Source organism: Saccharothrix algeriensis, assembly GCF_016907655.1.
Taxonomy (GTDB): Bacteria; Actinomycetota; Actinomycetes; order Mycobacteriales; family Pseudonocardiaceae; genus Actinosynnema; species Actinosynnema algeriense.
The window spans coordinates 5,974,310-5,989,605 of sequence record NZ_JAFBCL010000001.1 but is presented as its reverse complement, the minus strand read 5'-3'; the positions used below and the strand labels follow the sequence as shown (position 1 = coordinate 5,989,605).

Annotated in this window: 15 protein-coding genes; 8 read left to right on the top strand and 7 right to left on the bottom strand. The window is 72.2% G+C overall.

The features are described from left to right. Positions 1–19: 19 nt before the first annotated feature. Positions 20–946 carry a cysteine synthase A gene (cysK, locus tag JOE68_RS27185; protein WP_204845225.1) on the bottom strand — a complete coding sequence of 309 codons (927 nt, stop codon included), beginning with the start codon at positions 944–946 and terminating at the stop codon, positions 20–22. A gap of 38 nt (positions 947–984) precedes the next feature. Then, a complete protein-coding gene (gene epsC / locus JOE68_RS27180) occupies positions 985–1,581 on the bottom strand; it encodes a serine O-acetyltransferase EpsC (protein WP_307819926.1) in 597 nt (198 codons plus the stop codon). Positions 1,582–1,771: 190 nt separating this feature from the next. Here epsC and JOE68_RS27175 point away from each other — a divergent pair, with 190 nt between their 5' ends. The 5 genes from JOE68_RS27175 to JOE68_RS27155 all read left to right on the top strand — a co-directional run bounded on the left by JOE68_RS27175 (position 1,772) and on the right by JOE68_RS27155 (position 6,078). Further along, positions 1,772–2,467, top strand: a complete 696-nt coding sequence (locus JOE68_RS27175; RefSeq protein ID WP_307819925.1) for an ArsR/SmtB family transcription factor — start codon at positions 1,772–1,774, stop codon at positions 2,465–2,467. Positions 2,468–3,041: 574 nt separating this feature from the next. Then, positions 3,042–3,947 (top strand): phosphate/phosphite/phosphonate ABC transporter substrate-binding protein, encoded by a 906-nt coding sequence (phnD, locus tag JOE68_RS27170; protein ID WP_204845224.1) that lies wholly within the window; start codon positions 3,042–3,044, stop codon positions 3,945–3,947. A gap of 57 nt (positions 3,948–4,004) precedes the next feature. Then, positions 4,005–4,745: a phosphonate ABC transporter ATP-binding protein gene (locus tag JOE68_RS27165; protein ID WP_204845223.1), complete on the top strand. Its 741-nt coding sequence runs from the start codon at positions 4,005–4,007 to the stop codon at positions 4,743–4,745. Next, positions 4,742–5,653, top strand: a complete 912-nt coding sequence (gene phnE / locus JOE68_RS27160; protein WP_307819923.1) for a phosphonate ABC transporter, permease protein PhnE — start codon at positions 4,742–4,744, stop codon at positions 5,651–5,653. Before JOE68_RS27165 ends, phnE begins: the two co-directional genes overlap by 4 nt. Before the next feature lie 71 nt (positions 5,654–5,724). Then, positions 5,725–6,078, top strand: a complete 354-nt coding sequence (locus JOE68_RS27155; RefSeq protein ID WP_204845221.1) for a DsrE/DsrF/TusD sulfur relay family protein — start codon at positions 5,725–5,727, stop codon at positions 6,076–6,078. A gap of 120 nt (positions 6,079–6,198) precedes the next feature. On the opposite strand, the gene JOE68_RS27150 is transcribed toward JOE68_RS27155, so the two are convergent. The 5 genes from JOE68_RS27150 to JOE68_RS27130 form a co-directional block, all read right to left on the bottom strand. After that, the gene (locus tag JOE68_RS27150; protein ID WP_204845220.1) at positions 6,199–7,404 is read right to left on the bottom strand and encodes an MFS transporter; all 1,206 of its coding nucleotides are present in this window, start codon (positions 7,402–7,404) and stop codon (positions 6,199–6,201) included. A 67-nt stretch (positions 7,405–7,471) separates the two neighbouring features. Then, entirely contained in the window at positions 7,472–8,488 is a 1,017-nt protein-coding gene (locus JOE68_RS27145) for an iron-containing redox enzyme family protein (RefSeq protein ID WP_204845219.1), read from the bottom strand. Between the two features lie 819 nt (positions 8,489–9,307). Continuing rightward, positions 9,308–10,507, bottom strand: coding sequence for a ferritin-like domain-containing protein (locus tag JOE68_RS27140; RefSeq protein WP_204845218.1), 1,200 nt, complete (start codon positions 10,505–10,507; stop codon positions 9,308–9,310). Continuing rightward, positions 10,504–11,355: a phosphate/phosphite/phosphonate ABC transporter substrate-binding protein gene (locus JOE68_RS27135; RefSeq protein WP_204845217.1), complete on the bottom strand. Its 852-nt coding sequence runs from the start codon at positions 11,353–11,355 to the stop codon at positions 10,504–10,506. Before JOE68_RS27135 ends, JOE68_RS27140 begins: the two co-directional genes overlap by 4 nt. Positions 11,356–11,376: 21 nt before the next feature. Then, positions 11,377–12,477, bottom strand: coding sequence for an acyl-CoA dehydrogenase family protein (locus JOE68_RS27130; protein WP_307819922.1), 1,101 nt, complete (start codon positions 12,475–12,477; stop codon positions 11,377–11,379). Between the two features lie 561 nt (positions 12,478–13,038). Here JOE68_RS27130 and JOE68_RS27125 point away from each other — a divergent pair. The 3 genes from JOE68_RS27125 (at position 13,039) to JOE68_RS27115 (ending at position 15,139) form a co-directional block, all read left to right on the top strand. Beyond that, positions 13,039–13,845: an alpha/beta fold hydrolase gene (locus JOE68_RS27125; RefSeq protein ID WP_204845215.1), complete on the top strand. Its 807-nt coding sequence runs from the start codon at positions 13,039–13,041 to the stop codon at positions 13,843–13,845. 233 nt (positions 13,846–14,078) lie between these two features. Continuing rightward, on the top strand, positions 14,079–14,432 hold the full coding sequence (cmtR, locus tag JOE68_RS27120; protein ID WP_204845214.1) for a Cd(II)/Pb(II)-sensing metalloregulatory transcriptional regulator CmtR: 354 nt from the start codon (positions 14,079–14,081) through the stop codon (positions 14,430–14,432). After that, on the top strand, positions 14,429–15,139 hold the full coding sequence (locus JOE68_RS27115) for a cation efflux transmembrane domain-containing protein (protein ID WP_204845213.1): 711 nt from the start codon (positions 14,429–14,431) through the stop codon (positions 15,137–15,139). Before cmtR ends, JOE68_RS27115 begins: the two co-directional genes overlap by 4 nt. Positions 15,140–15,296 lie beyond the last annotated feature (157 nt).

The following is a 15,296-nucleotide window of genomic DNA, read 5'->3' as shown; positions in this document are numbered from 1 at the left end:
GCCGACCGGTGGCGGTGGATCACCGGTCCTCGAACAGCGGGGTGCTGAGGTAGCGCTCGCCCGTGTCGGGGAGGATGACGACGATCACCGCGCCCCGGTGCTGCGGGAGGCGCGCCAACGCCGTGGCGGCGTGGAGGGCGGCTCCCGAGGACACCCCGGCGAGGATCCCCTCGGTCCTGGCCAGGCGGCGGGCGGTGGCGCGGGCGTCGTCGACCGAGACGCCCAGGACCCGGTCGTAGACCGCCGTGTCGAGGACCTCGGGCACGAAACCCGCGCCGATGCCCTGGATGCCGTGCGGCCCCGGCGCGCCACCGGCCAGCACCGGGGACTCGACCGGTTCGACGGCGACCACGGTGGTGTCGGGGTTCTTCTCCTTGAGCACCCGGCCGACGCCCGTCACCGTTCCGCCGGTGCCGACCCCGGACACGAAGACGTCGACCTGCCCCGCGGTGGCCTGGAGGATCTCCTGCGCGGTGGTCCGCCGGTGCACTTCGGGGTTGGCCGGGTTCTCGAACTGGCGCAACCGGAACCAGCCGTTGCGCTCTTCCAGTTCCACGGCGCGCGCGATCGCCCCCCGCATGCCCTCGGCGGCGGGCGTCAGCTCGACGTTGGCCCCGTAGGCCCGGAACAGCGCCCTGCGCTCCACGCTCATGCTCTCCGGCATCGTGAAGGTCGCGGGGTACCCCTTGGCGGCGGCGACCATCGCGATGCCGACCCCGGTGTTGCCGCTCGTGGGCTCGACGATGTGCTGGCCGGGCTTGAGCGCGCCACGCTCCTCGGCGTCCTCGATCATCGCCAAGGCGATGCGGTCCTTGACGCTGCCGCCGGGGTTGTGGGATTCGAGCTTGCCGATGAGCCGGGCGGGGACGCCCTGGCCGTACCGGTGGAGCTCCACCATCGGGGTGCGCCCGATCAGGTCCGTCACAGAGGCGTGCAAGTCGCTCACGGTGTTCTCCTCGGGTAGTCGGGAAAGGTGCGGCCCCGCTAGATGCAGAACTCCACCACCTGGTGCTCCGGCGGCCTTCCGACCCGTGCGCCGACCTCCGAGCGCGCGTCGACCCCCGACCGCGCGTCGACCTCCGACCGGGGGGCGCGGACGACCGACCCGGCGGGGACGTCCCGGAGCACCAGCGCGTGCGCGCCGACGACCGAGTCACGGCCCACGGTGACCGGTCCGAGGATGCTCGCGCCGGTGCCCACGACCACGCGGTCGCCGAGCGTGGGGTGGCGCTTGTCCACCCGGTCCCCGTCGGTCCACCAGCCCTTGCTGCCCAGGGTGACGCCGTGGTAGATCGTGACGTCGTCCCCCAGCTCGGCGGTCTCGCCGATCACGACCCCCGTGCCGTGGTCGATGAAGCACCTGCGCCCGATGACCGCGCCGGGGTGGATCTCGACCCCGGTCAGCACCCTGGCGAGTTGGGAGATCAGCCGCGGCAGCAGCGGGACCCCCCGCTCGTGCAGGCGGTGGGCGAGTCGGTACGCCCAGAGCGCCCAGACGCCCGGGTGGACGAGGACTTCGACACCTCGCCTGCCGCGCAAGGAGGGGTCTTTTTCCCGCGCGACGATCACGTCGTCAAGCACAATGCGCTACCCCCGTGCCCGCGGCGCCTCGATGCGCCGCAAACCGATGCCACCTCCCGGGGGGCCCGCACGACCCTGCGGCGTAACGTCGATACCGCAGGTGGAAGCGCTCTGGCACCACGTCGGTGGGTACGCCGCCAGACTCTACATGCACTACTATGCTATTCCAAGGAACACTTGAGGAGGGTCTGTGCCGAACGACGAGCGCCGGTCGATGCTCGACCAGTTCGCCCTGGTCGGCAAGGCCCTGGGCAGCGGGAAGAGGTTGGAGCTGATCGACCTCATCGCCCAGCGGGAGCGCACGGTCGGCACCCTGGCCGAGCTGACGGGGATGGGGGTGTCGACCACCTCGGCGCACCTCCAGGTCCTCAAGCGCGCGCGGCTGGTCGTCACCCGCCGCGTGGAGACGTCCATCTACTACGCGTTGGCGGGCAACGACGTCGCCTCGCTGTACGTCCTGCTCCAGAAGGTCGGCCACAGCCACATCGTCGACGGGGAACGGGCGCAGTCGCACCCCGGCGCGGGCGCCGACAGCGACGTGGAGGAGCTCAGCCGCGAGGAACTGCTGGCCCGCGCCCGGTCCGGGTCGGTCGTCGTGCTCGACGTGCGCCCGTGGGACGAGTTCGCCGCCGGGCACATCCCCGGGGCGGTGTCGATCCCCTTGGCGGAGCTGGAGTTGCGGCTGCCCGAGCTGCCCCCTGACGTGCGCGTGGTGGCCTACTGCCGGAACGAGCACTGCGTGCTGGCGCCGCTGGCCCTGCGGCTGCTCCACGCGAGCGGGCGGGAAGCCACCCGCCTCGACTACGGCATGATCGAGTGGCGCCTCTGGGACGAGCCCGTCCAGAGCATCCCCGAGCAGCGCGACGAGGTCGCACCGCCGAGGTGAGCCGGCCGGGCCGACCACGGCGCGCGGTCGTCCGAGAACACCGGTTCGGCATTGCGGAAAACGATGACGACGCCGTTCACCCGGCGCGGGCGAACGTGGGCTGATCGGTTCTTCCGACCCGCGTGAGAACAATCGAGGAAGTCTCGGTTGTGCTCGTGGCAAAAGCGTGAATCGGAACCGGTCGGCGGGCTGCCGCGCGTCGAGCAGACGGCACGCCCGGCGCCCCCTGCCGGAAACCTTGCGCTCTACCACTGTTCAATGTAATTTTGGAGAAGCGCGCTGACCTGGGGGGATGCCATGTCGGGTTGAGACTGAAGCCGGTCCGTGGCAGCGGGACCACGTCGTGCGCAGCCCTCCCGCCACCCGCGTGCGGGGGCACGACCAGAACCGTTCCGGTGCCCCTGCTCGCAGTTCCCGCCACGCGGTCCACCGGTTCACGACACCGCCGGGGTGCAGCACCCGAGTCCGAACTCCGGCCACCCGGCGCCCATTCCCGCCGGGTGGCCGAATCGCGCCCCGACCGCCCGGGGAGTCGCGCCTGTCCGCACTTCCGCAATCGTGAAGGGTGCAGCCCGTGAGAAGACTTCCCCGTTCCGCGGTTCTGCTGGCGCTGCTGGGCACGACCGCCTGCGGTTCGGCGGCCACGCCGACGGGCGTCGACGACCGAGGCGTCCCGGAGACCTTGCGGGTGGCCATCATCCCGAACACGGCGCCGGACGAGCAGAGCGCGCGGTACGCGCCGCTGCGGGACTACCTGGCGACGGAGCTCGGCGTGGAGGTCGAGTTGTTCGCGGCCACCGACTACGCGGGCGTCGTCACCGCGCTCGCGGCGGGGAAGGTGGATGTCGCGTACCTGGGTGGCCTCACCTACGTGCAGGCCGAGGCCCAAGTGGACCTGCGCCCCCTGGTGACCGAGGTCGACCGCGAGACCGGCACCAGGGAGTACCTGTCCGGCATCGTCGTGCGGAGCGACTCGCCCCACCGCAGCGTCGGCGACGTCGTGGCGGGCAGGGGCACCTTCGCCTTCGGCGACGTCAGCTCGACCTCCGGCAGCCTGTACCCGCGGCTGATGCTGAACGCCGCCGGCGCCGAGTGCTCGGCGTCGGCGGTCGACAGGTGCCCGCCCTTCGACGAGGTCGCCTTCACCGGTGGGCACGATGCGACCGCGCAGGCCGTGGCCAACGGGTCGGCCGACGCCGGGGGCGTCGAGTTGCGGATCCTCCACCGACTGGAGGACGAGGGGAAGCTGCCGAAGGACCGGTTGCGGGTGGTCGGCAGCGAGCGCGTCATGGGCTACCCGTGGGCGATGCGGGCGGCGCTGGGCGAGCGGGCCGCTGCCGCCGTCACCGCGGCGTTCCTGGAGATGGGGCGGCCGGACCTGCTCGACCTGATGCAGACGACCGGCTACCAGCAGGTGACCGAAGCGGACTACGCGTCGGTGGAGAGGAACGCCGTCGAACTCGGGCTGCTCTCCGCGTGAGGCGCGGACGCCCCATGCTCCCCGTGTCGGTCGTCCACCCGAAGAGGTAGCGGTGCCATGCAGATCCGACTCACCGGCGTGTCCGCCACGTTCCCCGGCCGCGCGGACCCGGCGCTCGACGACGTCACCCTGACCATCGGGGAAGCCGAGCACGTCGTCCTTTTAGGACCTTCCGGCTCCGGGAAGACCACCTTGCTGCGGTCCGTCCTCGGTGCGGTCACCCCCGCCTCGGGCACCGTGAGCGTGGGCGGCAAGGACCCGGCGAAGGCTTCCGAGTTGCGCTTCATCCGCCGCCGCACCGGTGTCGTGCGGCAGGGCAACGACCTGGTGCACGGTTTGACGGCGCAGACGAACGCCGTTCTGGGCACGTCGGCCGACTGGGGCGTGCGGGACTGGTTCGCCGTGCTGCGCGGTCGCATGCCCACGCGCTACGCGCAGCGCGTGCAGGCGCTCGCGGACGCCCAGGGCATCCGACCCTTCCTCCGGTACCCGGTGGAGAGGTTGTCCGGTGGGCAACGGCAACGCGTGGCCCTCGTGCGGGCGGTGCTCTCGGAGCCGCGCCTGCTGCTGGCCGACGAGCCGACGTCCGGGCTGGACCCCGCCACCGCCCGAGCCGCCATCCGCACGCTGCGGGCGGCCGACGGGGTGACGGTGGTGGTCAGCACGCACGACCTGGCCATCGCCCGGCAGTTCCCCCGCGTCATCGCCCTGCGCGACGGCCGGGTCTGCTTCGACGGCCCCGAGTTGTCCGACCGCGACGCCGAGGCCGTCTACGAGGGGGCGGAGGCGCGGCCGTGAACTCCGGACCCGGTGACCTCCACGCGCGTTCGGGGTCCGATGCCGCGGCGGGGGCCACCGCGGACGCCGGCACCCGGAGCGGCGACCCCGACACCGGATCGCCCGCGGGCGTCGACCGGATCGCGGTCCGGCGCCACCGCTCGAAAACGCTGTGGTCGGTGCTCGTCCTGGCCGTCGCCTCGGTCGCGTGGTCCCTGCACGGCACGGGCGTCAGCGCGGCCTCGCTGGTCGAGGGGTGGGGCAACGCCCGGGAGATCCTGGCCGGGCTGTTCCCGCCGCGGACCGACGGGGAACTGCTGCGGTCGGTCGGCGCCGCCGTGGTCGAGACGCTGCAGATCTCGATCGCGGCCCTCTTCTTCGGCACCGCCATGGGGCTGGCCCTCGCCCTGCCGATGGCGGGCAACATCGGCGCGCCCGCGTGGCTCGCGCTGCCCGCGCGCTGGACCGCCACCGTCTTCCGCTCGGTCCCGGAACTGCTGTGGGCACTGGTCTTCGTCGCCGCGGTGGGGCTGGGGCCCGCCGCGGGCGTGTACGCCATCTCGCTGCACGCCGCCGGCCTGCTGGCGAAGCTGGTCTCCGAGCAGCTGGAGGCCGTGGACGCGGCGCCCGTCGAGGCGGTGCGGCTGACCGGCGCCACCAAGCTCGCCACCGCGGTGCTGGCGATCGTCCCCCAAGCCCGCAACAACATCGCGTCCCTGGTGCTCTACCAGTGGGAGTGCAACATCCGGGGCTCCGCCATCATCGGCTTCGTCGGCGCCGGCGGCATCGGCCAGGCGCTGGGCATCTCCATGCGCTTGTTCCGGTACGAGGAGCTGGCCACGCTGATGATCGCGTTGCTCGTGCTCGTCCTGAGCGTGGACCGGATATCCCGATTCCTGCGCGGCCGCATGGGCGCCGCCACCCGCTGAGGTCGAGCGCTGCTCGGACCCGCGCACGCGACGCCGACCCCGCATCGTCCCGAACACCGGTGGATAGGAGAATGATGAAGGTCCTCTTCGTGCTGCACGACCCGCCTTACGGCACCGAGCGCGTCTACAACGGACTCCGGTGGGCCACTCACGTGGCGCGCCGGGAAGGCACCGAGGTCAAGGTCTTCTTGTTCGGTGACGCGGTCTCGACCGTCGCCGATGGCCAGAAGACGCCGAACGGCTACTACAACACCGCCAGCATGACCACGGCGCTGGTCCGCCAGGGCGGGGAAGTCGGGTGTTGTGGCAGCTGCATGGACGCCCGCGGCCTGGGCGAGGACCGGATCGTGCAAGGCGCCCACCGGTCGTCCATGAAGGAGCTGACCGAGTGGACGTTGTGGGCGGACAAGGTCATCAGCGTCTGAAGTCGCCCTGCCCGCGGCCTGGACCGGAGACCGTCCCGGGTGATGCGCCCGCGCGTCACCCGGGCGCCTCGTCATGGGCCGGCAGCGCTCGTCGTCCGCGTACCGCGGCGTTCCACCGGTTCATGCCGCACTGCCCGGTGCGACGGCCCTGTCCGCACGCTGAACGGCGACGGTGACGGCGGCGACGCCGGCAGCGCACAGGACGCCTCCGGCGACGAGCAGGGCGCCGGTCGCCGCCCCGCCCTGTTGGAGGGCGCCGACGACGACCGCTCCGACCACCACGCCCGAGTAGGCGAGGCTCCGCGAAGTGGCCGAGACCCGGCCGAGCAGCTCGGGTTCCACGATGCCCTGGCGGTAGGTCCGCCAGTGCACGGTGTAGCAGACGGTCGCGGCCGACAGGGCGCAGTACAGGGCCGCGACCACCCAGGGGTGGTCGACGGCCCCGACGCCGATCGCGCACAGGGCGATGACCGCCACCGCGCCGAGCATCACGCGCCGCGGCGATGTCGTGGTCGCCCACCGCGCGAGCACGAGCGAAGCGGCAACGGCCACGACGCCCGCGGTCACGACCACCGCGGACGTCGTGGCCGGGGACAGCGCGAAGTCCTGGACCATGCGGGCGAGGAACAGCGGTTGCTCGGCCCCGAGCGTCACGTTGACCAGCAGGCTCAGCGTGATACCGAGGCGCAGCCTGCGCCGGCGCACCACGGCGCGCAGTCCCTGCGCGATCTGCTGCCAGGCCGGGGCGGGAGAGCGCCGCGCGGGCGCGGGCGCACGCCGGTTCCAGCCCAGTCCCGCGGCCAGCGCGAACGCGGTGGCCGCGATCCCGACCACCACCGCGAGGTCGCGCGAGGCCGCCGCCACGCCGGCGGCGGCCGGACCGAGGATCACCGCGGCCGTGCGGGCCGACTCCACCAGCGAGTAGCCCCGCGGCACCCGGTCGGGCGCGCCGACGAGCCGGGGGACGCCCGCGTCCATCCCCGCCGCGGACAGCGCGGCCATCAGCCCCAGCGCCCCGCCGGCGAACAGGCACACCAGGTACCCGTCGGCCCCCGCGGCGATGGCGGCCACCGCGGCGCCCAAGGCCGCCGCCGAGCCGAGGTAGGACGCGGTGAGCAGCCGGTCGGGGGCGTGCCGGTCCACCACGTACCCGATCAGGAAGCCCGCGGCCACCGTGGACCCCACGACGACCGCGCGGAGGAAGGTGGCCGACGCCGCGGAGTAGCCGATCCCCAGCAGCACCAGCGGTAGGGCGAGGGCGTAGAACTCGTCGCCCACCGCGTTGACCGAGTACGCGCCGAACGCGCGCCAGAACCGCGTTCCCATCCTGCTCCGATACCGAGGCGGGGCCGGTCGGCCTCCCCGGCGGCGGGGCCGACCGGCGGAGGTGGCGTCACAGGCTGAAGTAGTCGACCTTCAGCCGGGGGATGTAGTTGGAGATGTCGGAGTAGTACAGGATGATGTTGTCGCTGTACTGGTCGAACGAGTGCTTCAGGTCGTGCAGGTTGTTCACGGCCCGGTGCGCGCGGTCGGCGGCGACGTGGCCGCGGCCCTCCAGCGCCTCTTCCAGCAGACCGGTGTGGTTGGCCTCGACGTCCTCCTCCACGTGGGAGACCAGCGGCTGCAGGCAGTCCTCGGGGTAGCCGTACTCGACGGCGAGCCGTTGCAGCGTCGAGGCGCCCTCCAGCGACTCGGCGCCGCGCGCCTCGAACAGCTTGGTGCAGGCCAGGTAGCCCAGGGTGTCCTGCCGGGCGATCTCGCACAGGTTGTTCACCAGCGACCAGGTGCCGATCAGCGGGTGGGCGTTCTCGACCTCGGCCTTGCTCAACCCCATGCGCACGAGGCTGTCCCGGGCCATCCACGCGTGGTTGTACTCCTCGCTGAGGTACTCGGAGAGCAGGTGCTTCCACCCGGGGTCGGTGCAGTGCGCGATGGCCGTGGAGATGTGCCGGCTCGCCGAGTTGATGTAGTGGTAGGTCTCCAGGATCAACCCCAGGAAGACCTCTTTGCGGTAGTCGTGGTTCTCCAGCCCGGACCACAGGCGGTGGTAGCCGATCTGCTCGGCCCACATCGCGGTGGACTTGTCCACCTGCTTGATGAACGCGTCCACCGGAATCCGGTCGAGAGCGGGGTTCTCGTCGCGCAGCAACCCCTGCTCGGCGAAGCTGTTCACGATCCCGAGGGCGTCCTGGACGCTCACCCCGGTGATGGCCGAGATCTCGGCGATGGTGTGCCGCCCGTCCAGGTAGCGCTTGAAGTTGAGGAACGCCTTGAAGTCGGACCCCTGCTGCTCGATCTCGAAGTGCTGGTCCCCGACGATCATCAGGGTGGTGCCGCCGCGGTGGGGCACGAAGAACGTGCAGTGCCGCAGCTGCGGTTTGTAGGAAATATCCTCTTGCCGGACTGTCATGGTGTTCTCCGTGCCGGTGGGAGCGCCGAATGGCGGGGTGGGCACGGCCGGCGCCCCGGAGACGCCGGCCGTGCTGCTACAACTCAGCACCGCGAGCGGTCAGCCGCACAGCACGGCGCCACGCACCTTGCTGACCTCGGGCTTCTCCACCTTCTTGATGGTGATGGTCATCGTCTTCACCTCCTCCACCGGCTCGGGAGCACACCGCGAACACGGCGCGGCAGGAGAGGGGGCGGCGATCGGGGCGCCGGCCTCGGGCACCGCTCGGCCGGCCGGCGACGAGCACGTCGAAAAAGAGCGTCAACCGCCCGTCACATCAACCCCAGTCCCCTGTGCCCGATTTCACCGCGGACACCAGACCTTCCTAGCGAAGCTCCTGTGCGGTGTCAAGGGATGCCATTGACGCTGGAATAATGGGAATGCCGCGCGGCGCGCCGACATACGACAACGGGCACGTGGATATGCCGTGGAAATGGATCACCCCGCCACATCGGCTCCAAGATCCGGGAACCGGCGCGGCTCTCGTCTGCGGGGGGCGAGGCGGCCCCGGGCATTCCCGAGCCGGGGGTTTCGCGACCGACGCCGATTTCCCGGCGGCGGGCCGCGCCACCGGGCGGACCGGGGCCGCGGCCCCGTCCGCCGCGGTGGCGGTCGCCGTCGACGCGGGTCGCCCGTGGCGCTGTTGAGCCACGGGCGACCCGCGTCGTCACCCGGCGGCCGACGGGGCCGCCCCCACCCGACCCCGGGCCGATCCGCTCGGGCCCGGTCGGAGCGGGCTCCCTGGGCGCGGCGCGTCGTGGGGTGCGGCGCCCACCGCGGTCACATGAAGTTGCGGGTGTGCAGCGCCGAGAGGTCGGCGGCTTCGTCGGACGGGAAACCGAGGTGGACCAGGCGCCGCTGCCTGCCGTCGTCCATTTCGGACTGGAGCTTCATGACGGCGTCGTACCCCTTGCCGACCGCTTCCGGGGTCCAGCGGCCCGCCGCCAGGACGACCAGGGAGTCGAAGACGTCCTGGTTGAGGCCGGCGGTGTCCACCAGCGCGCTGTAGCGGCGTTCGACCGCGGCGCGCAGGCGGTGGCGCACGGTGGGGTCGAGTTCGGCCTGGTGCTGCAGGTGGGCCACCCCGAAGGCGACGTGGCGCGCCTCGTCCCGGCGGGCCAGGCGGGTGACCTGCCTGGTGACGGGGTCGGGCGCGTTCTTGTCCAGGAAGTCCAGCAGGTTCAGGAAGCTCCCCTCGCCCAGGACGGACAGCAGGAAGGAGGCCATGGAGAAGTCGGCCTCGGTCAGCAGCGTGGCCAGGGACTCCCGGCCGCTGACCGCCGAGGTCCCCATCTCGTCGCGGCGCAGCAGCGCCCTGCGGGTGAAGACCTCCATGTGGCGCGCCTCGTCGGCCGCCTGCACGGCGAGCAGCTGCAGCACCTCGCGGAAGTGCGGGTGGACGCGGGCGAGCAGCTGGGCGGGGATGACGAGGGCGGCCTGCTCGTTCTCGATGAGGTAGGTCATCACCTGGACGACGGCGCTCTCGATCTCGTCGGGCAGCGTGAACTCGGCGTCCCACCGCACTTCCTTGGCGGGGTCCCACTGGCTCGCGGTGGCGTTGGCGTACAGGGCCGGGGCGATCTCGGCCCACACCACGTCGCGGTGGGTGATGTCGAACGGGGTCCGCGGCCCGCCGCTCTCGATCAGGGCGCCGCGCGCGGCCACGCCCCAGTCCGACGGCGGCTGCGCCACGATCCCGTCGACGCCCGCCCCACCGGCGCGCCGGGCGTCCGCCCAGCGGTCCAGGTCCGCTCGGCCGCGGACGACCCAGGCGCGGACGCCGAAGTCGGTGTCGAGCGCTTGGCGCACGCGGTGGCCGTTCTGGCGGCACCAGGCTTCCAGGTGCACCACGAGCGCCGGGTCCGCGCCCGTGACACCGAGTTCCCCGCCGGGGCGCACGTTCTTGAGGGCCTGCTGGACGAGCAGGTGCGCGCCCCGTTCGAAGCCGAGCTCCTCCAGGTCCAGGATGCCGTTGCTCATGGCTTGTACTCCCGCGCGGTGACCTCTCCCTCGGCGCTGTAGAAGCCCTCCTCGTCGACGGCGGCGTCCAGCAGGGCGTAGCCGGTGCTGCGCCCTTCGTGCCACGCCGTCAACCCCTCCAGGTCGAACAGCGGCCGCACCTCGGGTTCGGTGTAGGACATGGACAGCAGCAGTTCGCCGAGCTTGTCGGCGAGTTCCGCCGGCGCGGTGTCGACGACGCTGAGGTTGCAGTGGTCGTAGGGGGGCGTCTGGGCGAGGATGCGGGTGCTCCCCGGCGGCAGCGTGCCTTCGCGGCTGAAGAGCAGGTGGTTGACGTCGATGATGGCGGCTGCGTCGACTTCGCCCGCGAGCAGGGCGCGCGCCGCGTCGCGCTCGCCGCCGATGTGGTCGCCGTGCAGGCCGACCCCGACGTCGAAGCGCCGGACGGTGACGTTCCGGCCGGGCGTCAACCCGGCCTCGCGCACGAAGGAGCGCGGCACGAGGGTGGCCTGCGGGGAGTCGACGGCGCCCAGCGCCACGGTGCCGCCCTCGAGGTCGGAGACCTTCTCCCAGGAGGAGTCCGCTCGAACCAGGATCAGCGAGTGCAGGTCGCGGTCGGTGTCGCGCATGACCAGCGGGCGCAGGCTCCGGCCCGCGGCCTTGGCGAGCCGCTCGGCGCGGATCCAGGCCAGCGGCGAGTTCCACGCCCCGTGGATCCGGCCGGCGACGAGGTCTTCGACCTGGCGCTCGTAGTGGGAGTAGAGGACGAAGTCGAACGGCAGGCCGCGCGCCTGGAGCCAGGACCGGAACCCTCCCCAGATGGTGACGACCTTCGGGTCGTAGGCCACTGCGCCGAGAATGAACGTCATCGCTGGTGTCTCCTCGTCCGGCTAGAACAGCGGTAAGCCGAGGGCGGCGCGCCCGACGAAGTCGCGCAGCGCCTCGGTGGTCGGCGCCATGACCCGGGCGGCCAAGGCGTCGCGGAAGTGGCGCTCCACCCCGAGTTCCTTCCGGAACGCGGCGCCGCCGCACAGCTTCAGGACCCCGTCGGCGACCTCGGCGGCGGCTTCACCGGCGACGGCCTTGACCTGGAGCACCCGGAGGGTGGCGTCCGGCCGCCCGGCCCCGAGGGCCCGGAGGGTGTCGTCGAGGAAGGCGCGGACCTCGTCGGCCCGGGTGAGCAGGCGGGCGTAGGCGGTGCGCTGGTGGTGCTGGTCGGCCAGGGTCTGGCCGAGGTGGCGCAGCTCCGTGCGCTTGAGGTGTTCGCCGGCTTCGGTCACCAGCGCCTGCATGAGCCCGAGCGAAAAGGCCGCGTTGAGCACGAGGAAGCGCGGCAGGATCGTCTGCAGCGCGATGTCCAGGCCGGCTCCGTCGTCGCCGAGCATGGCGCTCCTCGGGATCGCGACCGCTTCGCCGCGGACCGGGCAGGACGCGTTGCCCCGCAGGCCGAGCCCGTCGAAACCGCCCCGCACCGCCACCCCGGGCGAAGCCGCGGGGACGGACCACAGCGTCATCGGACCCGTCCCGGCCACCGGCGTGCTGGACCACACGTAGCTGTCGACGTGGCCCGCCGCCGTGACCCAGCTCTTCTGCGCGTCCAGCCGGACGGTCCCGTCACCGGCGTCGGTCGCCGTGCTCAGCGGGGCCCAGAAGTGGCTGCGCGACCCGGCTTCCGAGAACGCCAGCGTGCTCAGGTGCTCGCCCGCCGCGATGGACCGGCGGGTCGCCTCGTCGCCGTGGGCCTCCAGGGCGGCGGTCGCCGAGTAGTGCATCAGCACGATCATGGCGGTGGACCCGCAGGCTCCGGCGAGGGCTTCGACCACCTGCGCCGCGTCCGCCAGGGACCCGCCCGCCCCGCCGACCTCGGTGGCGGACAGCAGGCCCAGCAGGCCCGCTTTGCCCAGCGCGGCGATGCTCTCCCGGGGGAACTCCCCCGCGCGATCGACCTGGGCGGCTCCGGGAGCGACGACCTCGTCCACCACGGAAGTCACTGCGCTCAAAGCATCGGACGACACTGGGGCACCACCTCGTCAGGGATCGGGAACCGGATCCGGGGACCGGATCGGCGTCACGCCGTGCCTTGCCCGGGAAGATGTTCCAATATTCAAACGATCATTGGAATACTAGTAGTGACGCACAGGCGTGTCTACATTTACTTACAGTCATCGCACTCCCCCGGCGATTTCACCCGTTGAGCAGCATGGACAGCCCGCGAACAGGCGTTCATGATGCACGTCCGGATGCAGGCGAATGTGACGATTGCTTGCAACCCGCCCCTTTCCCGCGCCGGGCCGCCGCACAGCGGAATCGTCGCAAATGGACATCGGAAAGTTCGCGGGCGACCGATTCGGCACATCGTGGACGGTCCACTCCGGGCTCGCGCCCTTCCGCGGTTCAGGACCCGACCACCGCCGCGGGCCGGGGCGGCGAAGGCGCAGTGGCCGACGACGTGGCGCTCGCAACGGGCGACTCGGCGGTGGTCGGGAAGCCACGAGGTCATGCGCTCGACCGCGTGTGCACGCCACCTCAGGGTTCACGATATTCTGAATGTTATGAACACTGAGAGAGCACTGCGCAGGGACGGCGCGGTGCTGCGGTACCGCGATCTCCCGGGTCCACGGCGTCCGGTCGTGTTCGTCCACGGCGCCGGGATGGACCACCGGATGTTCGACGCGCCCGCGCTCGCGCTGCACCGGGCCGGGCACCGGGTGATCCTCTGGGACCTGCGCGGTCACAGCGGGTCCGACCTCGGCACGGGGGTGCGGTTCACCGCCACCGCCGCCTTCGCCGACCTCGTCGCGCTGCTCGACCACCTCGCCGTGCGGCGCCCGGTCCTGGTCGGGCACTCGTTGGGCGGCAACCTCGCCCAGGCGCTGGTCCGCCGGCTGCCCGACCGCGCGCACGGCCTGATCGTCCTGGACGCGACCTGGAACACCGGCCCGCTGAGCACGGCCGAGCGGTTCCTGCTCAGGCTCGCCGCACCGTCGCTGGCGCTCGTGCCGGCGTCCCGGCTGCCCCGGCTCATGGCCCGCGCCTCGGCGATCACGCCCCGGGGCATCGCGGAATCGGAGGCCGCGTTCGCGCGCATCCCGAAGCGGGTCTTCCTGGACGTGTGGCGGGCGACCGCGTCCCTGGTCGACCCCGATCCCGGCTACCGCACGCCGATCCCGCTCGGCCTCGTCCGCGGCGAACACGACCGCACCGGCAACATCGCCACCGCCATGCCCCGCTGGGCCGCCGCCGAAGCCGTGGGCGAACATGTCATCGCCGGCGCCGGGCACAACGTCACCCTCGACGCCCCCGACGCGACCACCACGGTGATCAGCGCGCTCCTCGACCGGTGGGAGCACACGGCGTGACCACCCGGGACGGACGTGCCACGTCCGTCGCGATAGGACACCGGACCCATGTCCGAACCAGCGGATCACTTACTGCGCGCGGAACATGCGGTGGATCGACGCCGGCGACGCAGCACGGTGCGCACGCCGAAGGCCGGCAGCAGGTACAGCGCCGACGCGACGACGACCTCTCCCGAGCAACCTCGATGGTTCAGTCGTGACTGTAGTACAGCGTTGACTGTATGGTTTCGGTCATGCTGAAGTGTGAGACGCGGGAGGACGCGCTGGCCCGGTTGGGCAAGGCACTGGCCGACCCGACCCGCTGCCGCATCCTCGTCGGCCTGCTGGACGGGATCAGCTACCCCGCCCAGCTCGCCGACCACCTGGGCCTGACCCGCTCGAACGTGTCCAACCACCTGTCCTGCCTGCGCGGCTGCGGTCTCGTGGTCGCCGCCCACGAGGGCCGCCAGGTCCGCTACGCCTTGGCCGACGCCCATCTGGCCCGCGCGTTGGGCGAGCTGGTCAAGGTCGTGCTGGCCGTGGACACCGCCGAACCGTGCCTCAACGACGACGAGCGGCCCGCGAGCGCGGTGAAGGCGAGCAGATGAGCACCGACCACGGCCGCATCGAGCCACCGCTCGCCCCCGTCCCGACAGCGACCGGAGACGGGTGCGCGGACCACTGCCGCGCGCCCGCCGCCGTCGAGAACCCGAGGCTGGAACCGCAGCGACGGGCGGCGCTCACCCGGCGGGTGCGGCTGCTGGTCGCCGCGACGATCACCTACAACGTCGTCGAGGCGGTCGTGGCGATCACCGCCGGGACGATCGCCTCCTCCACCGCGCTGATCGGCTTCGGCCTGGACTCGGTCATCGAGGTCGCCTCGGCCGCCGCGGTGGCCTGGCAGTTCTCCGGCGCCGACCCCGAAAGGCGCGAGCGAGTGGCGTTGAAGGTCATCGCGGTGTCGTTCTTCGCGCTGGCCGCCTACGTCACCGTCGAGTCCGCGCGCGCCCTGTTCGGCGCCGCCGAAGCCGACCACTCGGCGGTCGGCATCGCCCTGGCCGCGGTGTCGCTGGCGGTCATGCCGTTCCTGTCGGCCGCGCAGCGCCGCGCCGGACGCGAACTGGGCTCGGCCAGCGCCGTCGCCGACTCCAAGCAGACCCTGCTGTGCACCTACCTGTCCGGCGCGCTCCTGATCGGCCTGGTGCTCAACTCCCTGCTCGGCTGGTCCTGGGCCGACCCGGCCGTCGCCCTGCTCATCGCCGCCGTCGCCGTCAAGGAAGGCCGCGAAGCCTGGCGCGGCGAACACTGCTGCTGAACCGCCGACCGGGCCGCAGGCCCGATCGGCAGCCTCCGGCCCGACCCACCGACCGGTCCCGCCCGCCCAGCTCCACGATTCGCCTTGACTCCGGGGCGGGCGACCGCCGAGGCCCCGTTTCCTCCTGCCCATGGGCTGCATGACGGGACATCCCTCC

Excerpts from the sequence above, each read along its gene's own strand:
- JOE68_RS27135 (WP_204845217.1), bottom strand. The coding sequence starts at position 11,355 with ATGACGTTCATTCTCGGCGCAGTGGCCTACGACCCGAAGGTCGTCACC.
- JOE68_RS27125 (WP_204845215.1), top strand. The coding sequence starts at position 13,039 with ATGAACACTGAGAGAGCACTGCGCAGGGACGGCGCGGTGCTGCGGTAC.
- JOE68_RS27140 (WP_204845218.1), bottom strand. The coding sequence starts at position 10,507 with ATGAGCAACGGCATCCTGGACCTGGAGGAGCTCGGCTTCGAACGGGGC.
- cmtR (WP_204845214.1), top strand. The coding sequence starts at position 14,079 with ATGCTGAAGTGTGAGACGCGGGAGGACGCGCTGGCCCGGTTGGGCAAG.
- JOE68_RS27155 (WP_204845221.1), top strand. The coding sequence starts at position 5,725 with ATGATGAAGGTCCTCTTCGTGCTGCACGACCCGCCTTACGGCACCGAG.
- JOE68_RS27150 (WP_204845220.1), bottom strand. The coding sequence starts at position 7,404 with ATGGGAACGCGGTTCTGGCGCGCGTTCGGCGCGTACTCGGTCAACGCG.
- JOE68_RS27165 (WP_204845223.1), top strand. The coding sequence starts at position 4,005 with ATGCAGATCCGACTCACCGGCGTGTCCGCCACGTTCCCCGGCCGCGCG.
- JOE68_RS27145 (WP_204845219.1), bottom strand. The coding sequence starts at position 8,488 with ATGACAGTCCGGCAAGAGGATATTTCCTACAAACCGCAGCTGCGGCAC.
- JOE68_RS27115 (WP_204845213.1), top strand. The coding sequence starts at position 14,429 with ATGAGCACCGACCACGGCCGCATCGAGCCACCGCTCGCCCCCGTCCCG.